The 15,557-nt window shown below is 66.3% G+C and carries 17 protein-coding genes; 2 read left to right on the top strand and 15 right to left on the bottom strand.

All coding sequences use genetic code 11. The features are described 5' to 3' along the window. Positions 1-132: 132 nt before the first annotated feature. Complete coding sequence (gene queA, locus AC1Q5S_RS11315) at positions 133-1,281, top strand: tRNA preQ1(34) S-adenosylmethionine ribosyltransferase-isomerase QueA (RefSeq protein ID WP_492238894.1); 1,149 nt, start codon at positions 133-135, stop codon at positions 1,279-1,281. A 41-nt stretch (positions 1,282-1,322) separates the two neighbouring features. On the opposite strand, the gene AC1Q5S_RS11310 is transcribed toward queA, so the two are convergent. Genes AC1Q5S_RS11310 through trpE form a run of 8 tightly spaced genes read right to left on the bottom strand, consistent with a single transcriptional unit; the run spans position 1,323 to position 7,207 of the window. After that, on the bottom strand, positions 1,323-2,054 hold the full coding sequence (locus tag AC1Q5S_RS11310; RefSeq protein ID WP_492238892.1) for a uracil-DNA glycosylase: 732 nt from the start codon (positions 2,052-2,054) through the stop codon (positions 1,323-1,325). A gap of 58 nt (positions 2,055-2,112) precedes the next feature. Further along, a complete protein-coding gene (gene trpC, locus AC1Q5S_RS11305) occupies positions 2,113-2,913 on the bottom strand; it encodes an indole-3-glycerol phosphate synthase TrpC (RefSeq protein WP_303835211.1) in 801 nt (266 codons plus the stop codon). Next, positions 2,906-3,058, bottom strand: a complete 153-nt coding sequence (locus AC1Q5S_RS11300; RefSeq protein WP_303835213.1) for a hypothetical protein — start codon at positions 3,056-3,058, stop codon at positions 2,906-2,908. The genes trpC and AC1Q5S_RS11300 overlap by 8 nt, the downstream gene beginning before the upstream one ends. Positions 3,059-3,065: 7 nt before the next feature. Next, positions 3,066-4,103 carry an anthranilate phosphoribosyltransferase gene (gene trpD, locus AC1Q5S_RS11295; protein ID WP_303835215.1) on the bottom strand — a complete coding sequence of 346 codons (1,038 nt, stop codon included), beginning with the start codon at positions 4,101-4,103 and terminating at the stop codon, positions 3,066-3,068. Positions 4,104-4,127: 24 nt separating this feature from the next. Next, entirely contained in the window at positions 4,128-4,796 is a 669-nt protein-coding gene (locus AC1Q5S_RS11290; RefSeq protein WP_492238891.1) for a LysE family translocator, read from the bottom strand. Further along, positions 4,793-5,377, bottom strand: coding sequence for an aminodeoxychorismate/anthranilate synthase component II (locus AC1Q5S_RS11285; RefSeq protein ID WP_492238890.1), 585 nt, complete (start codon positions 5,375-5,377; stop codon positions 4,793-4,795). Before AC1Q5S_RS11285 ends, AC1Q5S_RS11290 begins: the two co-directional genes overlap by 4 nt. A gap of 4 nt (positions 5,378-5,381) precedes the next feature. Further along, positions 5,382-5,711, bottom strand: a complete 330-nt coding sequence (locus tag AC1Q5S_RS11280) for a chorismate mutase (protein ID WP_422203958.1) — start codon at positions 5,709-5,711, stop codon at positions 5,382-5,384. Further along, entirely contained in the window at positions 5,708-7,207 is a 1,500-nt protein-coding gene (gene trpE, locus AC1Q5S_RS11275; RefSeq protein ID WP_492238889.1) for an anthranilate synthase component I, read from the bottom strand. Before trpE ends, AC1Q5S_RS11280 begins: the two co-directional genes overlap by 4 nt. 346 nt (positions 7,208-7,553) lie before the next feature. Here trpE and AC1Q5S_RS11270 point away from each other — a divergent pair, with 346 nt between their 5' ends. Next, complete coding sequence (locus tag AC1Q5S_RS11270) at positions 7,554-8,141, top strand: chalcone isomerase family protein (protein WP_492238888.1); 588 nt, start codon at positions 7,554-7,556, stop codon at positions 8,139-8,141. A 67-nt stretch (positions 8,142-8,208) separates the two neighbouring features. Here the strand turns inward: AC1Q5S_RS11270 and gph are convergent, their stop codons facing one another. The 7 genes from gph to prsT form a co-directional block, all read right to left on the bottom strand. Further along, positions 8,209-8,910 (bottom strand): phosphoglycolate phosphatase, encoded by a 702-nt coding sequence (gene gph, locus AC1Q5S_RS11265; protein ID WP_492238887.1) that lies wholly within the window; start codon positions 8,908-8,910, stop codon positions 8,209-8,211. A gap of 49 nt (positions 8,911-8,959) precedes the next feature. Next, positions 8,960-9,745 (bottom strand): trypsin-like peptidase domain-containing protein, encoded by a 786-nt coding sequence (locus tag AC1Q5S_RS11260; RefSeq protein ID WP_492238886.1) that lies wholly within the window; start codon positions 9,743-9,745, stop codon positions 8,960-8,962. Further along, complete coding sequence (locus tag AC1Q5S_RS11255) at positions 9,742-10,836, bottom strand: nucleotidyltransferase domain-containing protein (protein WP_492238885.1); 1,095 nt, start codon at positions 10,834-10,836, stop codon at positions 9,742-9,744. The genes AC1Q5S_RS11260 and AC1Q5S_RS11255 overlap by 4 nt, the downstream gene beginning before the upstream one ends. Then, complete coding sequence (locus tag AC1Q5S_RS11250; protein WP_492238884.1) at positions 10,836-11,768, bottom strand: HprK-related kinase A; 933 nt, start codon at positions 11,766-11,768, stop codon at positions 10,836-10,838. Before AC1Q5S_RS11250 ends, AC1Q5S_RS11255 begins: the two co-directional genes overlap by 1 nt. Continuing rightward, entirely contained in the window at positions 11,765-12,121 is a 357-nt protein-coding gene (locus AC1Q5S_RS11245) for an HPr-rel-A system PqqD family peptide chaperone (protein ID WP_492238883.1), read from the bottom strand. The genes AC1Q5S_RS11250 and AC1Q5S_RS11245 overlap by 4 nt, the downstream gene beginning before the upstream one ends. Continuing rightward, positions 12,066-12,674 (bottom strand): hypothetical protein, encoded by a 609-nt coding sequence (locus AC1Q5S_RS11240; RefSeq protein WP_492238882.1) that lies wholly within the window; start codon positions 12,672-12,674, stop codon positions 12,066-12,068. The genes AC1Q5S_RS11245 and AC1Q5S_RS11240 overlap by 56 nt, the downstream gene beginning before the upstream one ends. A 94-nt stretch (positions 12,675-12,768) precedes the next feature. Next, positions 12,769-15,546: an XrtA/PEP-CTERM system TPR-repeat protein PrsT gene (gene prsT, locus AC1Q5S_RS11235; RefSeq protein ID WP_492238881.1), complete on the bottom strand. Its 2,778-nt coding sequence runs from the start codon at positions 15,544-15,546 to the stop codon at positions 12,769-12,771. Positions 15,547-15,557: the final 11 nt, after the last annotated feature.

Below are 15,557 nucleotides of genomic sequence, written 5' to 3'. Positions count from 1 at the left end.
ATCAACCGGCGCCTGGTGCGGCGGCGCCAAGGGCATCGGCCACCCAGACGCACCACCCTCACAGCGACGAGGTCCATGGGAAAATCGCGCCTTCCTTTTTTCTTGGCACGGGCCCGTTCGGCCCTCAAGCACATGACCGAATCCCTCCCCCACGCCCCGCGCGTCTTCACCCTCAGCGACTTCGACTTCTCGCTGCCCCCCGAACGCATTGCCCAGCACCCCGCCGCCGAGCGCAGCGCCTCCCGCCTGCTCGATGGCCGCGCCATGCAACCGGTGGACCGCATCTTTCGCGACCTGCCCGGGCAGCTGGCGCCGGGCGACCTGCTGGTGTTCAACGACACCCGGGTGGTCAAGGCGCGCATCTTTGGCGAGAAGGCCAGCGGCGGCAAGCTCGAACTGCTGATCGAGCGCGTACTGCCGGCCGAGGCCGGCAATGACACAGGAGGTACCGCAGGCGGTACGGGCAACGAAGTCGTGGCGCACATGAAGGTCAGCAAGAAGCCCCTGCCCGGCAGCACCGTGCACATGGCCGGCGGCCGCCACGCCGGCGGGTTTGACGCCACCCTGCTCTCCCGCTGGCCCACCGAGGACGGCCCGCTGTTCCGCTTTGCACTGCACGGCCCCACCGGCGAATCCCCCTGGGAGCTAATGGACCGCCACGGCCACCTGCCGCTGCCGCCCTACATCGAACGCCAGCAGCACACCGGCCACGATCCCGACGCGGCCGAGGACAGCCAGCGCTACCAGACCGTCTTCGCCCGCGCGCCCGGGGCCGTGGCCGCGCCCACGGCCGCGCTGCACTTTGACGAAGGCGTGCTGGCCGACCTGGCCGCGCGCGGCATCGAACGCGCCAGCGTCACGCTGCATGTGGGCGCGGGCACCTTCCAGCCCGTCAAGACCGAGAACCTGGCCGAGCACCAGATGCACAGCGAGTGGTACGAGGTGCCGCTGGCCACGCTGGCCGCGCTGGAGCGCTGCCGCCAGCGCGGCGGCCGCGTGGTGGCGGTGGGCACGACCACGGTGCGCACGCTCGAATCCTGGGCCCGCTCGGGCCAGGCCAGCGGCGACACCGCCATCTTCATCACGCCGGGCTTTCGCTTCCAGGTGGTGGACCTGCTGCTGACCAACTTCCACCTGCCCAAGAGCACGCTGATGATGCTGGTGAGCGCCTTCGCGGGCTACGAGCAGGTGATGGCGCTGTACCAGCACGCCATCGCGCAGGAGTACCGGTTCTTCAGCTACGGCGACGCAATGCTGCTGGAGCGCCAGGATTTGAAATAAAAAGGAACTCTTGCGCTTGATGGGCAAGCGCTAGCAGCTATTTAATCAGTAGCATTCGGCGCTTCGTGCGTCTGCCGGAACGCCCGCGCCTGACCGAAATGCCCACACCCGATGAACGGCACCGGCGGCCGCAGCGCCGACAGCGGCGAGGGGTGGTTGGCCGTGAGCACCAGGTGCCCCCGGTCGCGCGGAATCACGGCGCGCTTGCTCTGCGCGTGCGCACCCCAGAGCATGAACACCACGGGCCGCTGGCCCTGGGCCACGTGGCGGATGACGGCGTCGGTCAGCACCTCCCAGCCCTTTCCCGCATGGCTGGCGGGTTGGCCTTCTTCCACGGTGAGCGTGGTGTTGAGCAGCAGCACGCCATTGCGGGCCCACTTCACCAGGCTGCCGCCGGGCTCAGGCATCGCCGGAAAAGGCGTTCCCAGGTCGCGTTGCAACTCCTTGAAGATGTTGCGCAGCGAGGGCGGCAGCGCCACGCCCGGCGCCACCGAGAACGCCAACCCCTCGGCCTGGCCCCGGCCGTGGTAGGGGTCCTGCCCCAGGATGACCACGCGCACCTCCTCGGGCGGCGTGAGCTCCAGCGCGCGCAGCGGGCGCGGCGGGAAGATGGTGGCACCGGCAGCCAGCCGCGCCTGCAGAAAGGTCAGCAGCTTGCCGCCAGCGGCGCCGGCGAAAAAGTCCTGCACCAGCGGCTGCCAGCCAGGCGCCACGGGCCAGTCGGCCGGGTCGGCGTTTTGCAGTTGCGTGGGTGCATTTTGCAGATCATTCATGATCACAATGGATTCCTGCATTTGTCCAGAAAGCGCAAGCAACTATCGACTTTGCAGGTCAGGCGAACAGCTTGGCCAGCTCCAAACCCGGCTCCGGGGCGCGCATGAAGGCTTCGCCCACCAGGAAGGCGTGCACACCGGCATCGCGCAGGGTCTTCACGTCCGCAGGCTGGAGAATGCCCGATTCGGTGACCAGCAGGCGGTCTTGCGGCACCTCCTGGACCATGCCCAGCGTGGTCTGCAGCGTGACCTCGAAGGTGCGCAGGTTGCGGTTGTTGATGCCGACCAGCGGGGTCTTGAGCTTCAGGGCGCGCTCCAGTTCGGGGCGGTCGTGCACCTCCACCAGCACGGCCATGTCCAGGCTGCGGGCGATGGCCTCGAAGTCGGCCATCTGGGCATCGTCGAGGCTGGCCGCGATCAGCAAAATGGCGTCGGCTCCCATGGCGCGGGCCTCGTACACCTGGTAGGCGTCCACGAGGAAGTCCTTGCGCAGGACGGGCAGCTGGCAGCTGGCGCGGGCCTGCTTGAGGTAGTCCACGCTGCCCTGAAAGAACTGCTTGTCGGTCAGCACCGACAGGCAGGCCGCGCTGACCGTGCCGTCGCCATCGGCGTAGCTCTGGGCAATGTCGGCGGGGATGAAATCGGCCCGGATCACGCCCTTGCTGGGGCTGGCCTTCTTGATCTCGGCGATCACGGCCGCCTGGCCTTTGGCGATTTTGGCGCGCAGCGCGCCTTCGAAATCGCGCGTGAGCACGCGGCTTTCGGCGTCGGCACGCATGGCGGCCAGCGGCAGGCGCTTTTTGGCGGCGGCCACTTCTTCGTGCTTGACGGCCACGATCTTGTTGAGGATGTCACTCATGGTTTTCAGCCTTGTGGTTGTCGTAGCCAGGCTCCGCAGAGCCCTGTTTCAGTATGCGGGTGAACACGCGGTGCATTACCAGCCCCACCACCACAAAGAGCGCCGAGACGCCCAGTGCGATCCAGGTGCCGGGGTCGCGCCACATGCTGCGCTCAGGCCACGGGGGCCAGCGCATGCGTGCGCGTGACCAGCTCGCCCAGCTTGGCCTTGGCGGCGCCGCTGTCGATGGCCTGCTGCGCACGCGAAAGGCCGGCGGCAATGCTGTCCACCACGTTGGCCGCATACAGCGCGGCGCCGGCATTCAGGCAGACGATGTCGCGCGCCGCGCCGGGCTTGCCGTCCAGCACATCCAGCACGATGGCGCGCGACTGCTCGGGGGTTTCCACGCGCAGCTGGCGGGTGCTGGTCATGGCCAGGCCGAAGTCTTCGGGGTGCACTTCGTATTCGCGGATGGCCCCGTCCTTGAGCTCACCCACCAGGGTGGAGGCGCCCAGGCTGATTTCGTCGAGACCGTCGCGCCCATAGATGACCAGCGCGTGCTCGGCGCCCAGGCGCTGCAGGGCGCGCACCTGGATGCCCACCAGGTCTTCGTGGAACACGCCCATGAGGATGTTGGGCGCGCCGGCCGGGTTGGTCAGCGGCCCCAGGATGTTGAAGAGGGTGCGCACGCCCAGTTCCTTGCGCACGGGCGCCACGTTCTTCATGGCAGGGTGGTGGTTGGGCGCGAACATGAAGCCGATGCCCACCTCGGCAATGCACCGGGCAATGGCTTCGGGTGACAGGTTGATGTGGATGCCCAGGGCTTCCATGGCGTCCGCACTACCGCTCTTGCTGCTGACGCTGCGCCCGCCGTGCTTGCTGACCTTGCCGCCGGCCGCCGCGATCACGAAGGTGGCGCAGGTGGAGATGTTGAAGGTGTTGGCGCCATCGCCGCCCGTGCCCACGATGTCCACCATGTGGTTGGTGTCTGCGACGTGCACCTTGGTGGAGAACTCGCGCATCACCTGCGCGGCGGCGGTGATCTCGCCAATGGTTTCCTTCTTCACGCGCAGGCCGGTCACGATGGCCGCCGTCATGACGGGCGAGAGCTCGCCGCGCATGATCAGGCGCATCAGGTGCAGCATCTCGTCGTGGAAGATTTCGCGGTGCTCGATGGTGCGCTGCAGCGCTTCCTGGGGGGTGATGGGCATGGTTTTGTCCTTGCTGATGGGGTTTCAGGCCTTGGGGCTGTCAGTGAAGGCCAGCTTGAGTCCGAAGCCGATGAACATGGCACCCGCCACGCGGTCCAGCCAGTGCATGCCGCGCTGCAGTGTGTCCACGCGCCGGCCCATCCAGGAGGCGGCGAACGCCCACCCGGCACAGACCGGCAGCGCATTGACGGTGAACAGCAAGCCCAGCAGCAAAAAGGCCAGTGTCTTGTTGTCGGTGCCCGGGGCAATGAATTGCGGCACGAAGGCCAGAAAGAAAATCACCACCTTGGGGTTGAGCACATTGGTCCAGAAGCCGCCCATGAACACCGCGCGCAGCGATTTGCGAGGCTCCGCCGGACTTTGTGCTGCGGCAACCGCCGGCACGCTGGCGCCCGCCTGCGGCGGCTTGGCCAGCAGCATCCGCACGCCCATCCACAGCAGGTAGGCGGCGCCCACCCACTTGATGGCGGTGAACGCCGTGGCGGACGCCGCCAGCAACGCCCCCACGCCCAGCGCAGCCGCCAGCACGTGCACGCAGCACCCGAGCGCGATCCCGCACGACGCCACGATACCGGCGCGCGTGCCCAACCTGAGCGCATTCGAGATGATGTAGAGCACGTCGGGCCCCGGCGTGAGGTTGAGCAGCCAGCCCGCGGCGATGAACACCAGCAGCTGCTGCGGCTCGATGATCACGCGCGCTGCTCCAGGAAGTTGCGCAGCATGGCGTGGCCGTGCTCGGTGAGGATGCTCTCGGGGTGGAACTGCACGCCCTCGATGGCGAGCTCTTTGTGGCGCACGCCCATGATCTCGCCGTCATCGGTCCAGGCCGTCAACTCCAGCACCTCGGGACAGCTCGCGCGCTCGATGGCCAGCGAGTGGTAGCGGTTGACCGTGAACTTTTCGGGCAACCCGGCAAACACGCCCTTTTGCGTGGTGGTGACGACGCTGGTCTTGCCATGCATGAGCTCCTTGGCGCGCACGATGGTGCCGCCAAAGGCCGCACCGATGGCCTGGTGGCCCAGGCACACCCCCAGGATGGGCAGCTTGCCGGCAAAGTGCTGGATGGCGGCCACCGAGATGCCCGCCTCGGCGGGCGAGCAGGGGCCGGGCGAGATCACCAGCCGGTCGAGCAGCCCGGCATTCAGGCGCGCTTCGATGTCGGCCACGGTGATCTCGTCGTTGCGATGCACTTCCACATCCGCACCCAGCTCGCCGAAATACTGGACGATGTTGTAGGTGAAACTGTCGTAGTTGTCGACCATCAGGAGTTTCATGGCCTCACCCCTCGTGTGCTGCGGTCTGGCGCAGGCGCGCAAACTCGCGGTGTTCATGGGCGATGTAGGCTTCCATCATGCTGCGGTAGATGGCCTCCATCACATCGGGCTCGCCGCCCTCGCTCCGGGTACGCGCCCGCACGCGGTCCACGATGGCCTGGATGCGTTCTTCATCGCGCACCTGCGACGCATCCTGCTTGATGCGCGCGGCCTGGGTCATGTAGCCGCCGCGCGTGACCAGCAGCGGCACCAGCACGTCGTCCAGCGCATCGATGTGGCGGCGCACATCGTCCATGGTCGTGCAATGCTGCACGTTGTTGATGGCCTGGGTCATTCCAGCCCCTCCTCGACAAGTTCGGCGGCGCGCAGCAGTGCGCGGGCCTTGTGTTCGGTTTCCTTCCATTCCAGCTCGGGCACCGAGTCGGCCACCACGCCAGCGGCCGCCTGCACATACAGCGTGCCGTCCTTGATGACGCCGGTGCGGATCGCGATGGCCACATCCATGTCACCCGCGTAACTGAGGTAGCCGCAGGCGCCGCCGTACACGCCGCGCTTGACGGGTTCGAGCTGGTCGATCAGCTCCATGGCATGCACCTTGGGCGCGCCGGTGAGCGTGCCCGCCGGGAACGTGGCCTTGAGCACGTCCATGCTGGTCATGCCCTCGTTCAGCAGGCCTTCGACATTGCTCACGATGTGCATCACATGGCTGTAGCGCTCGACCACGAAGGCTTCCGTTACCTTGACCGAGCCGGTCTGTGCGATGCGCCCGATGTCGTTGCGCGCCAGGTCGATCAGCATCACGTGTTCGGCACGCTCCTTGGGGTCGTTGATGAGCTCCACCTCGGCGGCCTTGTCTTTTTCCGGCGTGGCACCGCGCGGGCGCGTTCCCGCCAGGGGCCGGATGGTGACCTTGGTGCCCGCATCGGTCTGCTCCTGGCGCACCAGGATCTCGGGGCTGGCCCCCACCACATGGAAGTCGCCGAAGTTGTAGAAATACATGTAGGGCGAAGGGTTCAGCGAGCGCAGCGCACGGTACAGACTCAGGGGGCTTTCCGTGTAGCGCTTGTGGATACGCTGGCCCACCTGCACCTGCATGAAATCACCGGCGGCAATGAGCTCCTTGGCGCGGCCCACGGCCGCCAGGTAGTCGGCCTTGGCAAAGCTGCGTTGCGCGGGATGGCTTTCGGTGGCCTTGACCACGGGGGCGCTCACCGAATATTTGAGCTGGTCCTTGAGCGCGCGCAGGCGCTTTTTGGCCCGGGTATAGGCCTCGGGCTGGGCCGGATCGGCATAGACAATGAGATAGAGCTTGCCCGACAGGTTGTCGATGACCGCCAGCTCCTCGCACTGCAGCAAGAGGATGTCGGGCGTTTCCAGCGAATCGGGCGGGCAGGTGGTTTCGAGTTTCTTTTCGATGTAGCGCACCGTGTCGTAGCCGAAGTAGCCCGCCAGGCCACCGCAGAAACGGGGGAGTCCCGGGCGCAGGGCCACCTTGAATCGTTTCTGGTAAGCCTCGATGAAATCCAGCGGATTGCCCCGCACGGTTTCCACCACCTGGCCGTCGGTGACGACCTCCGTGCGCGCATCGGCCCCGAACCCGCTGGCGCGCAGCAAGGTGCGGGCAGGCAAGCCGATGAAGCTGTAGCGGCCAAAACGCTCGCCGCCCACCACCGATTCGAGCAGGAAGCTGTGCTTGCCCCCGTCCTTGCTGTGGGCGAGCTTCAGGTACAGCGAGAGCGGGGTTTCCAGATCCGCAAAGGCTTCCACCATGAGCGGAATGCGGTTGTAGCCTTCGCCGGCCAGGCTTTTGAATTCAAGTTCGGTGATCACGGGGGAGACTCCCTGCTGGGGTGGCGCGCAGACCGCAAGAGAAGGGTCGGGCGCCGCTGTTCATCGGCGGGCCCCAGGCGGGGCCCAGACTGCACGCCGGGAATTACCCCAGGTGCCATCAGGTGTTCAGGCAGACAGGCTGACGCCAGGGCCAGGCTCCCCGGTCGCTGCGACCTGTGATGAACACGTGGTGTATGAACATGCCCAAAGTGTAGCAAAGGTCCTTGACCCACTGGAGGGCGCTGCATTGATTCCCCGGACATAACCTCTCGAAAACCCTGTGGTGACAACAAGCGCTTCTTGCAACAATTAAAAACGAACGATCGTTCACTTTCAGGAGTCCCGCATGAAATTCCTCCATCGATGTGCCTTGTCTGCCAGCACCTTTCTCCTGGCGACCGGCGCAGTGGCCCAGCCCGTCACCGTCGCCGACGTGAAATACGAAGAAACCAGTGTGGTCGCAGGCAGCACCCTGCAACTCAATGGGGCGGGCGTGCGCTACAAGACCGTCTTCAAGGTTTACACGGCCGGGCTGTACCTCGAAAAGAAGGCATCGACCCCGCCGGAAGCAGCCTCCGTTCGCGGGCCCAAGCGCCTGAGCATCACCATGCTGCGCGAGATTGACTCCGCCGAGCTGGGCAAGCTGTTTTCACGTGGGATGGAAGACAACATGGACCGGGCCGCATTCTCCAAGCTGATCCCCGGCGTGCTGCGCATGAGCCAGATCTTTTCGGAGCACAAGAAGCTGCAGGCCGGCGACCAGTTCATGATCGACTGGATTCCCGGAGCGGGGACGGTCATCACCGTCAAGGGCAAGCCCCAGGGCGAACCTTTCAAGGAACCCGAGTTCTTCAATGCGCTCCTGGGTATCTGGCTGGGCAACGTACCCGCGGACTGGAAACTCAAGGATGCCTTGCTGGGCAAGCCCGCCTGAGTCCCGCGGATTCACCAGCCCCCTCCCACCCTCCCGTCCCGCCAGGGCGGGCACCTGACGCGCCAGGTCAGGCCAGCAGCAACTCCAGCGAGTCCACATAACCGTCCGCATCCACGGCCTGCACCGGCAGGCCGTGGTTGTAGCCGTAGGTGACCAGCACCACGGGGCAGCCGGCGGCGCGAGCGGCCTGCGCGTCGTTGGAAGAATCACCCACCATCAGCGTGCGGGCGGGCTCGGTCTGCAAGGCCTCACAGGTTTTCAGCAGCGGCAACGGGTCGGGCTTCTTCCTGGCAAAACTGTCGCCACCGAACACCTGCTCAAAATAGCCGTCCAGCCCCTTGGCACGCAGGAGGGGCAAAGCAAACGCGGTCGGCTTGTTGGTCAGGCAGGCCAGCCGCAGGCCGGCATGGCGCAGGGCCTGCAGGCCCGCCACCACGCCGGGATACACCTGCGCATAGTCACCATTGATGGACAGATAGTGCTGCTGGTAGCTGGGCCAGGCGCGGGCGTAGAACGCGTCGACTTCAATCGCTGTTGGCGCTTTACCTGCCAGGCCTAGAACGTGATGGAGCACTGAACGCAGCAAATGCTCGGAGCCCTTGCCCACCATCTGCTCGATGGCCGGCGCGGCAATCGCTGGCAGCGCCAGGTCGCTCAGCATGCGGTTGAGGGCCTCGGAAAAATCGCCCAAGGTGTCCACCATGGTGCCGTCGAGGTCGATGATGGCGGCGCCGAGGGTGGCGTGGTTCGATCCAATAGAGTTCAGCATGGGCCGGCAGGGTTCGAGACAAAGCGCAGGATGTTACTGCGCCGCGCGTTCATCTGCCGGAGTGCCGCGCCATCAACTCCAGCACATAACGGCTCGGAATCGCATACGAAATGCCCGAGGGCTGGCTCAGGGCCGATTCGCGCGTGCTTTTGACCAGCACCATGTTGATGACGCCCAGCACGGCGCCGCTGCGCGGATCGAACAAGGGGCCGCCGCTGTTGCCCGGGTAGGCCGTGGCGTCGAGCTGGAACACCTGCAATGGCCCGGCGCGCAGGCTGCGGATGGCGCGTTCGCTGAGCTGCTGCCCCGTCGGGCTGGGCAAGGCCATGGTGGTGATGGACGAAACAGTGGCGCGGTGGGTGACGCTGGAAAAGCCCAGCACCCCGCCAATGGGGAAACCCATGAAAGCCAGATCGTCGCCCTCGCGCACCGGCTCCGACGCCACCACGCTCAAAGCCGCCGCAGCCGGCCCGTCGATCTGCAGCAGGGCGAGATCGTGCTCTGGGACGCTTTCCAGCACCCGCGCGGGGCGCATGGTCCACAGGCCCGCTCCCGCGCGCAGCTGCACGACCAGCGCCGGTCTGTCGGCCCCCGCGGCGCCGATGGCAGACACCACATGGGCATTGGTCACCACGCGCAAGCCGTCGCCCACCACGAAGCCGGTACCCCCATAGCGAAACCGCGGCGTGTCGGTCGCCTGGTAGGTGCCCACCAGCACCACGGCAGGCTTGACCCGCTCCACCGTGTCGGGCAGCTGCGCCAGTGCGCTGCTGCTCCATGTCCCGTGGAACAGGAGCACGAGTGCCCAGCGCATCCACCAGCGTGTGTGGTTCATGGTTTTTCCTTGGGAAAGAGGCCGCGCAGCGTCTTGCGCAACAGGTGCGGCAGCAGCAGGTGCGGCGGCATGCGCAGGCGGTGACCGTGCAGGTAGAGCATGCTGCGCGCCAGTGGCGTCCACGCATCCGCAGTGGAGGCGTGGTCGGGTCGCAGCATGCGCAAATACAGAGCGTCGCGCCAGCGATGCATCCAGGCCTGCTGGCCCACGCTGCCCGCCAGCGCTGCCACGGCGCCAGGCGGCACGGGGGTGTCCATGATGGTGTGCGCATAGCGCAGCGCATGGTGCAGCGGCCACTGCAAGTCCAGCTCTGCCGAGCGCGCCAGCAGGCCTGGCCAGAAGCCGGGCACGGCAGCAAACTCGCGCAGCAAGGCATCAAGGTCCACCACGCCCCTGAATCCGTGCGCGAAGTCGCTTTCGTGGAACAGGTGGGCAGCACTGTGCAGCACCATGTCGGACGGGGCAAGCACGCACACGCCCGGGTGACCGGGCAGCGCCTGCGCCGCCTGCAGCAGGCGCTGCGTGCTGGGCCGGGCCCTGGCGGTGAGTGGCACCAGGGCATGGTGCACATCCAGCACCGTGCCGCGGCGCAGGTGCCGCAGCGGCGGCAGCTCGTGCATCCAGGTGCGGTAGTAGTGCTGGTCGTAGGCGTCGCGGTTGGCATGCGCCCAGCCGGCCATCATCAAGGCGGCTTCCACGTCGGCCAGGCGCTCGCGCGGCACCAGAATGTCCACGTCCGAAACCATGCGCCCCAGTGATGCCTGCAGGCCCGCCAGGGCGTAGGCGCCGCCTTTGAGCAGCACCACGGGCAATCCCGTGGGCTGCAGGGCACGCGCTATCTGCGCCACCTCGAAGCGCAGCTCGCGCTGCTGGCGTGCAGCCAGGGCCAGCGCCGACGCCAGGTGCGGACGCGGTGCAGGGGCCACGGCATCCCACGCGCCGTGGGCCTGTGCCAGTGCGGCGATGCGTGCCAGCACATCGGCGCGGCGCGCTTGCCGCACCACCACATCCCATTCGGTCAGCGTCAACCGGCCGGGCTGGGGCGCCGGACCCAGCAGGTTCAGCAGCGGCGTCATGGCATGGTCCTGCATCAAGCCCTCCCTGTGGGCGGCGGCTGCAGCGTGTCGAACCAGGCCAGGGCCTGGTCGAGCTGGCTGTAGCGCAGATCAAAGCTGTCGCAGGCATCGACCAGCCGCACCAGGGCCTCAAAGCCTGTGCGGCCATGCACATGCTGGTTGAAGCTGTTGCGCGCCAGCTCCACCACAGTGGTGGCTTTGGTGCGCGCCTGCACCTGCAGCGTGGCGCCGCGCTCGTACCGGGGAAAGACCACCCAGGCAGGCAGGGCGCGTTCGCCGGCGCGGGCCAGGCTCTCGGGCAGCACCTTGAGGTGGGCGACCGTGCCTTTTTGCGTATCGTGCGCCACCGGCCCCAGGACGCAGCCAGGAGCGCGATCGCGGATCACATCGATGGAATCGTTCTTGAGGCCGATAGGCCGCGGCGAAGGCATGACCCAGCCACTGCCGGGCTCCAGCAGCGTCAATTCATCGGACAGCAGGCGCCAGCCATGGAGCATGAGGGCCGCGCACAAAGTGCTCTTGCCCGCGCCCGGTGGCGCCGGCAGAACCACGGCGCGCCCGCCCCTTTCCAGCACCGCCGCATGCAGGCTGATCCACTGATGGCAATGGCTGGTCACGCACCAGTTCAGGCCCCACTCGAAAAGTGCAAAGGCTTCGCCCTGCGCCAGCGGCGTGAAAGGTTGGCCTCCATCCAGCTCGAAAAAGCACAACGGACGAAACCACGGGCGGCACGGCTGCACTGCCACATGGAAGTCGCTGAAACTGCCCCCCTCCAGCGGGACCAGTGGGTGGTCTGAATAAAGGCGTTCCAGACCCTCGGCCACCACGGGAATCCGGCTGCGCACCCGCACCACAAAGGGCGGGATAACGATCGCCAGGCCCTCTCCGCCCAGCAGCCTGCCGAGCTGGCGCCTGGACAGTGAAGACAACAGGGGTTGGGTGTTCACGCGCCGCAGGGTTCGATAAAACCCAGGGATTCGAATGCACGCAGCATCCTGTCCACGCTGCAAACATCTTCCAAAGCAGGCGGCTCACCCAGCAGCGTCCGGGCCAGGCTCTCGGCGCAAGACTGCGGCACCGTCAACAGATGGCGCAGCACCTCGCCCGCAATGGGGCTGAGCGCATGGATATCGCCACTGGCTTCGTCGTACACCACAGCGCCGTCGGGCCACAGCTGCAGCCCGTAGTCTGCGCGCCGTGGGCAATGCCAATGCGTTGCAGGCCCACCCGGCGAGGGTCCCGCATCAGCCGTAATGGCGCGCACCGTAGATGGTTTCAAAATAGGCGGTGGTTTGTGCATAGTCCCACTGGGCACCGGCAAACGGACTCCAGTTGCCGCGCCCGTTCCAGATGGCATTGCATTGCGCGGTGGAGAGCGCCAGGACGTCGCGATCATCGTGGAATTCGAGCGCTGTCAGATAGGCCGCCACCACATAGCGGGCCAACACGGTATCGCGGTCATGGCCCTCGTAGCCCAGCACATCGCCCAGCGTCACGCGGCGCCCATATCTGCCCTCGGGATTGGCGGCAAAGCCGCACTCCTGAAATTTCCTGGTCTTGAGTTCGCTCTGCCTGACTTGCCACTCTGCAGGTGTGCGGACTTCGCAATCGGTCTTGTAGCGGGCGTTGCTGACCCGCCCCTGGTTGGCTTGCAGCGACGCAAAGGCCGATGTGGTCACACCACGGCCCTGGCCGCCACCCGTGGCTCCGGCCAGAACGGTATTGCTCTTGAGCGCCACCACCACCGGCGCTGCGCTCAGACCCGCACGAACCATCTGACGGCGGCTGATTCCGCGTGCCTCCTTGTCTGGTGCCGCACCAGACGGTGTCGATGTGCTTTCGGGTGTTTTCATGGCTGCCTCCAAAGCAGTTCAGTTTTTCTCGCCGGCGATACCGTGTTGCACCAAGCTTCCCAAGCCGATCGCCCGTCCAGCGCGCAACGGCGATTCACAATGTTTTCTTGAGGCGGTCCACCTCGGCCTGGGAAGAAAACTTGTCTCCTGCCGCACCGAGCTCGTCGAGCAATGCACGGGCGGCATCCTTGTTGCCGGCCTTGATCTGGATTTTGGCCAGGTTCAACTTGAACTCCAACACTTGCGGCTGCAGCTGAACCACCTTCTTCTGCAACTCCACGGCGCGCTCATGCTGGTTGGCGGCGGATAGCAGCATGGCCCAGGTATCCATGAACGCGGGTTGATTGGGTGCCAGGGCATTGGCACGCTCGACATCGGTCAGGGCACCGTCCCGGCCGAGCTGGCCCTTGATCCAGGCCAGATTGTTCAAGGCGGCCGCGTTGTTGGGCTGAAGCGCCACCACGCGCTCAAACTGGCGCAGGCTCTCTGGCAACTCATGGAGGGTGAGCGCCCGGTTCCCCAGGTAGAAGGGGAAGGCAGCATCCTTGGGCTGGGTGCGCAGCCACTCGGCCGCCCATCGGTCGGCTTCGGGTTTCTTGCCGGCCGACAGCAGCACGTTATGCAGCCGCACCGCCAAATCCGGGCTGGCCACCTGCTTGAGCCCTGCGCGCAAAGCATCCGCGGCCTTGTCCCAGGCCTTGCCGGCTGCGTGGATCTCCCCTTCGAGCACGTAGCCTACCGCTTCCTTGGGTCTTTGCTTTTGCACCGTGCGGCTGATGGCCAAGGCATCGCCGGGCTTTTGCGCCGCCATCGCCAAACTGACCTGTCCTTGCTGTGCCTCCAGCGCGTTGGGCTCAATCTCCAGCGCCTTGCGCAGGTTCTGACTGGCCCCGGCACGGTCACCCGCCACCAGGTTGGCGCGGGCCATGCGCAGGTAGGGCAGGGGAGACTGCGGCTGCAGCGCGGCCATGCGGTTGAAGCTGGCCTGCGCCTGGTTGTGTTCGCCATTGGCTGACTGCGCGCGCCCCAGGGCATCGAGCAGCTGCACGTTGTCAGGCAGTGCGGCCACCGCTTGCTGCGCCACCGTCAGCGCATCTTTCGGCTCGCTGTTGCGCAAGTGATGCTCTGCCAGAAGCAGGCGCGGCAGCGGACTGCTGGGTGTCGCATCCACCGCCTTGCGCAGGAGACTCGCCAGCTCCGACTTGTCCGCGCCATTGGCCGCACGCAGCTCCACCAGCGCCAGATGTGCCTGCACATTGCCCGGCTGCCGCTTGAGAGCGGCCTCCAGACGTGCGCGCGCATCGTCTGGCCGCTTGTCGGCGTTGTCAAGCGCTGCCAGCACACCCACCGCAGGAAAATAATTGGGGTCGATCTCAAGAACCCGCTCCATGGCCTTGCGTGCACCGGCGGCGTCACGTTGGAGCAACAAGGCGCGGCCACGCAAGAAGACGGGCAGCACGTCCGCTGGACGCTTTTTTTCCAGCGCATCAATGGCCTTGAGGGCCTGGTCTACCTTGCGCGCCTGCAGCAGGGCATTGATCAGGGCCATGTCTGCCACCACACCATCGTCAGATGCCGCAATGCTCTGCAATTCCCCCAGCGCGGCATCGCCCTGCCCCGATGCCAGGCGGCTGACAGCCAGGGATGTGCGCTTAACCGGGTCTTTCGGATCCAGACTGGACGCCCGGGCAAAGTAGCGCTGCGCGCGATCGACCTCGCCATGGAGCATGTACACCTGCCCCGCCAGGGCCACCATGCCGGGGTCGCGGTCGTTGTGATCGACATCGGCCGGCAGTGCCGACAATGCCTTGTCCAGCCGGCCCAGGCGCACGTAGGCCGTCACCAGGCCGCGCCGGGCCATGGGCAGCCCTGCCTCCAGCTGCAGGGCCTTGGCCAGCAAGGCCTCGGCCTGCACGTAGGCACCCAGGCGCAGCTCCGTCATGCCGGCCAGCTCAAGCGCCCGAAAATTGTCGGGTGTGAGGCTCACCAGCTTCTGCGCCTGTTCCTGTGCCGCCTTGAGATCATTTTTTGCGTAGGCCAGCATGGCTTGCAAATACAAGGTCTGCGGCTTTCCGGGCGCCGCCTGTGCCAGCCCCTTCAAGGCGTCAGCGGCAGCATCTGTCTTGCCTTGAAGCAACAGCAGCTGAACAACCGCGGCCTGTCCCTCGTTGTAGGAGGGATGGATCTGAAGCGCATCCCGGTACGCAGCCATCGCCGCATCCATGTCGCGCTTGCCATACAGCAGCAAATCACCGCGCAGCTTGAGCGCCTCGCCGGCGGCAGCAGACTGCCGGGGAATCTTGTCCAGCCCCTGCAGCGCCGCATCCACATCGCCGCGCCGGGCGCTGGCGCGGGCCTGCTCAATGAGCGCTGGCGCGTGATCGGCCTTGGCCTGGAGCGCTTCGTCGAGGCTGGCGCGGGCCTTGTCCTCCTGGTCCTGGCGCTGCCACGCAATGGCCACGGTGGTCTTGAGACTTGCCTGCGCCTGGGCACTGGCCAGCTGCAGGCCGGCATAGTCGGTCGTGATCTTGCGGTACTGTCTGCCCAGCAACAGGGCTTCGGCCAGCTGCGGCACCACTTGGTCCGGGGACACCCCCAGATCCTGCGCCTTCCTGAACTCGGTTTCAGCGCCCGCCATATCCCCCGAAAGCTGCAAGGCCTGGCCCAGCAGGAGGCGTGCCTTGGCGGAGTCCGGGTGGTCCTTCAGCACATTCTTGAGCTGGATAATGGCCGCTGGCGCATCATTGCGCGCCAGGTAGTCCTGCGCCGACGCCATGAGCGCATCCGGATTGCCGCTACCGCAAGCCGAAACCAGCAAGGCCACAGCAAGCGTGGCGACGGGAACCATGGCGCGGAAAAGGGGAATCTTCATGGATGTTCTCC

Source organism: Acidovorax sp. GW835-FHT14B10 (assembly GCF_058793725.1).
The sequence above is the reverse complement of the archived record's forward strand: the minus strand, read 5'-3'. Positions and strand labels throughout refer to the sequence as shown.